General features: G+C 39.4%; 3 protein-coding genes. 1 reads left to right on the forward strand and 2 read right to left on the reverse strand.

Annotated features, from left to right (window positions below; genetic code table 11):
• Window positions 1–11: 11 nt before the first annotated feature.
• Together WFK35_RS20915 and WFK35_RS20920 are read right to left on the reverse strand one after the other, a co-directional pair.
• Window positions 12–1,016 carry a cytochrome d ubiquinol oxidase subunit II gene (locus WFK35_RS20915; RefSeq protein ID WP_214589226.1) on the reverse strand — a complete coding sequence of 335 codons (1,005 nt, stop codon included), beginning with the start codon at window positions 1,014–1,016 and terminating at the stop codon, window positions 12–14.
• The gene (locus WFK35_RS20920; protein WP_336734440.1) at window positions 1,013–2,356 is read right to left on the reverse strand and encodes a cytochrome ubiquinol oxidase subunit I; all 1,344 of its coding nucleotides are present in this window, start codon (window positions 2,354–2,356) and stop codon (window positions 1,013–1,015) included. Before WFK35_RS20920 ends, WFK35_RS20915 begins: the two co-directional genes overlap by 4 nt.
• 232 nt (window positions 2,357–2,588) lie before the next feature.
• On the opposite strand from WFK35_RS20920, the gene gyrB reads away from it, so the two are divergent.
• Complete coding sequence (gyrB, locus tag WFK35_RS20925; protein ID WP_235131197.1) at window positions 2,589–4,523, forward strand: DNA topoisomerase (ATP-hydrolyzing) subunit B; 1,935 nt, start codon at window positions 2,589–2,591, stop codon at window positions 4,521–4,523.
• Window positions 4,524–4,569: the final 46 nt, after the last annotated feature.

Below are 4,569 nucleotides of genomic sequence, written 5' to 3' on the forward strand. Positions count from 1 at the left end.
TACATATAAAATTATCTTCTCTGTTTACTGAACGAAGCCATCAGATAAAATAGAAAAGGAAGGATGAATAACGATCCCAGCATTAAAGCCCATCCCAAAGCGGAAATAGTCTTTGGTGCTGCAACGTGTTCTAATAGCGAAAGATGTTGCCCGTTTCCAAACAAAATAATATTCGGATTATGCTGATAAGTTGCGGCAACCAGAATCATAATCACCTGAAATCCGGCTAAAGCTCTTACAGGTAAAAGTTTACGGCGATTCATTGCTCTCAGAATCAGGAACAGGCAAATCGTGGCAAAAACCGTAGCCATAATTCCTAAAGGTTTTGAGAAAACCCACATCAGTAAAGGAATATCAGAAAAATAAGCCGTGATGAAAACCAGAAGTCCTGCGACAACAACAAAGATCATGGTCTGTTTGGATTTTCTGATCATCATGCCCAGTTCAAAACGGTCGGATGTTTCTCTCAATGCAAAAACGGAAGCAAGATAAGCGCAGATGGAAACTGTAAATAAACCAACTGCTACACCAAACCAGTTCAGCCAGCTGAAAATATATAAATCTAAAAAGTTAGTCGCATCCGGATTAATGGAATGAGAGATTGTAGCTGCAGCCGTTAATCCCAGAAAAAAAGGAGTGAGTAAACTCGCAAAGTAAAAAATCTGTGTGTAAATGCGTTGCCAACTGTCTTCTACTGCATCATAATGCCGGAACGTAAAAGCTGTTCCGCGCGCAATAATTCCTACCAGCATTAAAACCAAAGGAATATGAAGATAGGTGGAAAGCGTAGTGTAAATTTCAGGAAAGCCGACAAAAAGAATAACGATCGCAATAATCAGCCACATATGATTGGCTTCCCAAACCGGAGCAATAGAAGTGTACATCAAAGTCTGCGTTTTGGGCCTGTTCTTTTTTCTGGTGAACATTTCCACAATGCCCGCCCCGAAATCAGCTCCGCCTAAAATTACATACAAACAGATGGATAGCCAGAGAAATCCTATAACAATATAAATCATGACATTTTATTTTTAGAATTAAACTGTGAATCGGTAGGATCGTATAATTTAGGAACCATTTTAATCTGTCGTGTCAAAAGGAAAATAATAACGAAAGATAATGAGACAAAAATTGCGGTAAAAAAGTAAAATGAATACTGAATTCCCGGCATCGGAGTTACTGCCTCTGCCGTTTTCATAATTCCATAAATAATCCACGGCTGTCTTCCGACTTCAGTTACTGTCCATCCCGCTTCCAGAGCAATATATCCGAAAGGAGTCGCGTATAAAAATGTTTTCAGGAGCCAGTTTCTGGAAAGCCATTCTTTTCTGAAAAACGTAGCATACAGAAAAACGCTTCCAATGATAATCATTACAACTCCGAAGAAGATCATGATCTGAAAAGCGTAATGCACAACCGCGACCGGAGGCCATTCCTCTTTTGGGAAATCTTTCAGTCCTTTTACTTCAGCATTAAAATCATTAGCCACTAAAAAACTAAGAACTTTCGGAATTCTTACGGCATATTTTATCTCTTCTTTTTTCTCATCCGGAATTCCGCCAATCACAAATGAAGCTCCTTTCTCGGTTTCAAAATGGGCTTCCATGGCAGCTAATTTTATCGGCTGTCTTTCTGCAACAGATTTTGCGGCAACATCACCACTTAAGGGGGCTCCGAATGCTCCGATCAGAGCAAATCCCGCTGCAATTCTGAAAGCTTTGGTATGAAATTCAACATTTTTTTTCTTTAGAATTAAAAAAGCATGAACTCCGGCAACGGCAAATCCAGTCGCACAAAACGCCGCAACCGTCATGTGTAAAGCCTGAGGAAACCACGCGTTATTGAACATGGCTTTAATAGGATCTATATTTAAATATTGTCCGTTCACATAATCGAATCCTGCCGGAGAATTCATCCACGCGTTTGCGGCAACCACTAAAATTCCTGATGCTAATCCGCTTAATCCTACCAAAAATCCACAGAACCAATGAAACCATTTATTGAATCTGTCCCATCCGTACAGAAAAAATCCGATAGCGATGGCTTCAATAAAGAACGCGGTTCCTTCCAGTGAAAAAGGCATTCCGAAGATCGGTCCTGCGTGTTTCATAAATTCAGGCCATAGCAGTCCCAGTTCAAAAGAGAGCATCGTTCCGGAAACAGCTCCGGTCGCAAAAAGAATTGCTACACCCTTACTCCATGCTTTGGTGAGACCTTTATAAACTTCATTTTTTGTTTTTAAGTATTTCCAGTGCGCAAAAGCCATAAGGAAAGGCATTACCATACCTACACAAGAGAAAATAATGTGAAAGCCGAGTGACATTGCCATCTGTGCACGAGCCGCAAGAAAGTCATCCATAAACCATTCATTTTGAGTAAATAAATTTACGCATAAATTATAGACCGTCACTATGATTTACAACAGCATTTGTTCGAGAAATAGGCTTTAACTTTGATGTTTTTTAAAAGAAAATAATCTTTGGTTTCTGTGGAAAAATCGATACTTTTTTGACATATTTTAACTTTCATACCTCGAAAAAAATCACGATATTTGTGAGTCTTTGCATTTAGCAGGATTTTTTAATATTTATATGAGTCAGAAACAATATACAGCTAGTAGTATTCAGGCATTGGAAGGAATGGAACACGTGCGTATGCGTCCTTCAATGTACATTGGTGATGTGGGAGTAAGAGGTCTCCATCATTTGGTTTATGAAGTAGTAGATAACTCTATCGACGAAGCTTTGGCAGGGTACTGCGACACGATCTTTGTCAGCATTAAAGAAGGAAACGGGATCGAGGTTAGCGATAACGGTAGAGGTATTCCTGTGGATTTCCACGAAAAAGAACAGAAATCTGCTCTTGAGGTGGTAATGACAAAAATTGGTGCAGGTGGTAAGTTTGATAAAGATTCTTATAAAGTTTCCGGAGGTCTTCATGGAGTTGGAGTTTCGTGTGTGAACGCACTTTCCAACGAAATGGTAACCACAGTTTACAGAGACGGAAACGTTTATCAGCAGATATATTCAAGAGGTAAAGCTCAGACGGGCGTTGAGGAAATCGGACACAGCGATCAGAGAGGAACCAAGCAGTTCTTCCAGCCGGATGATACGATTTTTACAGAGTTAGTGTATAATTATGATACTTTAGCAAGCCGTTTAAGAGAGCTTTCTTATTTAAATAAAGGAATTACCATTACCCTTACTGACGAAAGAGAAAAACTGGAAGACGGTTCTTTCAGATCGGAAGTTTTCCATTCTGAAGGGGGGTTAAAGGAATTCGTTGCTTTCATCGACGGAAATCGTGAGTCTATCATGGAAAATGTAATTTTCATGGAAGGGGAAAGAGACGATATTCCTGTGGAAGTGGCAATGCGCTACAATACTTCATTTAACGAGAATCTTCACTCTTACGTTAATAATATCAACACTCACGAAGGAGGAACTCACTTAGCGGGTTTCAGACGTGCTTTAACGAGAACCTTAAAGAAATATGCGGATGATTTAGGAATTCCTCAAAAAGAAAAAGTGGAAATTACAGGAGACGATTTCCGTGAAGGACTTACGGCTGTAGTTTCTGTAAAAGTAATGGAACCTCAGTTTGAAGGACAGACCAAAACAAAATTAGGAAACTCTGAAGTTTCGGGGGCTGTTGATAAAATTGTTGGGGAAATGCTGACTAACTTTCTGGAAGAAAATCCAAACGAAGCAAAAATTATCGTTCAGAAGGTCGTGTTGGCTGCAAAAGCAAGACAGGCTGCGAAAAAAGCCCGTGAAATGGTTCAGAGAAAATCTCCGATGGGAGGTTCCGGACTTCCGGGAAAACTATCCGACTGTTCTTCAAAAGATCCGGCAGAATCAGAAATTTTCTTAGTTGAGGGAGATTCCGCAGGCGGAACGGCAAAACAGGGACGTGACCGATTCTTTCAGGCAATTCTTCCGTTAAGAGGTAAAATTCTGAATGTTGAGAAATCAATGCTTCATAAAGTATATGATAACGAGGAAATTAAAAATATTTATACCGCTTTAGGAGTTTCCGTAGGTACGGAAGAAGACAGCAAAGCGTTGAATATGGCAAAATTAAGATATCACAAGATCGTCATTATGACCGATGCCGATATCGATGGTTCCCACATTTCCACTTTGATCTTAACTTTCTTCTTCAGATACATGAAAGAGCTGATTGAGAACGGATATATTTATATTGCTCAGCCGCCTTTGTATTTATTGAAAAAAGGAAACAAAAAAGTATATGCTTATAACGAAAAAGAGCGTGAAGAGTTTACTTTAGAAATGTCTCCGGATGGAAAAGGTGTTGAAGTTCAGCGTTATAAAGGTCTTGGAGAGATGAATCCTGAACAGCTTTGGGAAACCACTCTAAATCCTGAACACAGAATCCTGAAACAGGTAACCATCGACAATGCAGTAGAAGCAGACAGTGTATTTTCTATGTTGATGGGAGACGAGGTTCCACCAAGAAGAGAATTTATAGAGAAGAATGCTAAATATGCGAAAATTGATGCATAATTGAATTCAAAAAATACGATTATAAAAGACTTCAGCAATGGAGTCT

Origin of the sequence: Chryseobacterium sp. VD8 (assembly GCF_037149975.1) — a bacterium.
Classification (GTDB): domain Bacteria; phylum Bacteroidota; class Bacteroidia; order Flavobacteriales; family Weeksellaceae; genus Chryseobacterium; species Chryseobacterium indicum.

Coding starts and splice junctions, on each gene's coding strand:
- WFK35_RS20915 (WP_214589226.1), bottom strand. CDS start 1,016: ATGATTTATATTGTTATAGGATTTCTCTGGCTATCCATCTGTTTGTAT.
- WFK35_RS20920 (WP_336734440.1), bottom strand. CDS start 2,356: ATGGATGACTTTCTTGCGGCTCGTGCACAGATGGCAATGTCACTCGGC.
- gyrB (WP_235131197.1), top strand. CDS start 2,589: ATGAGTCAGAAACAATATACAGCTAGTAGTATTCAGGCATTGGAAGGA.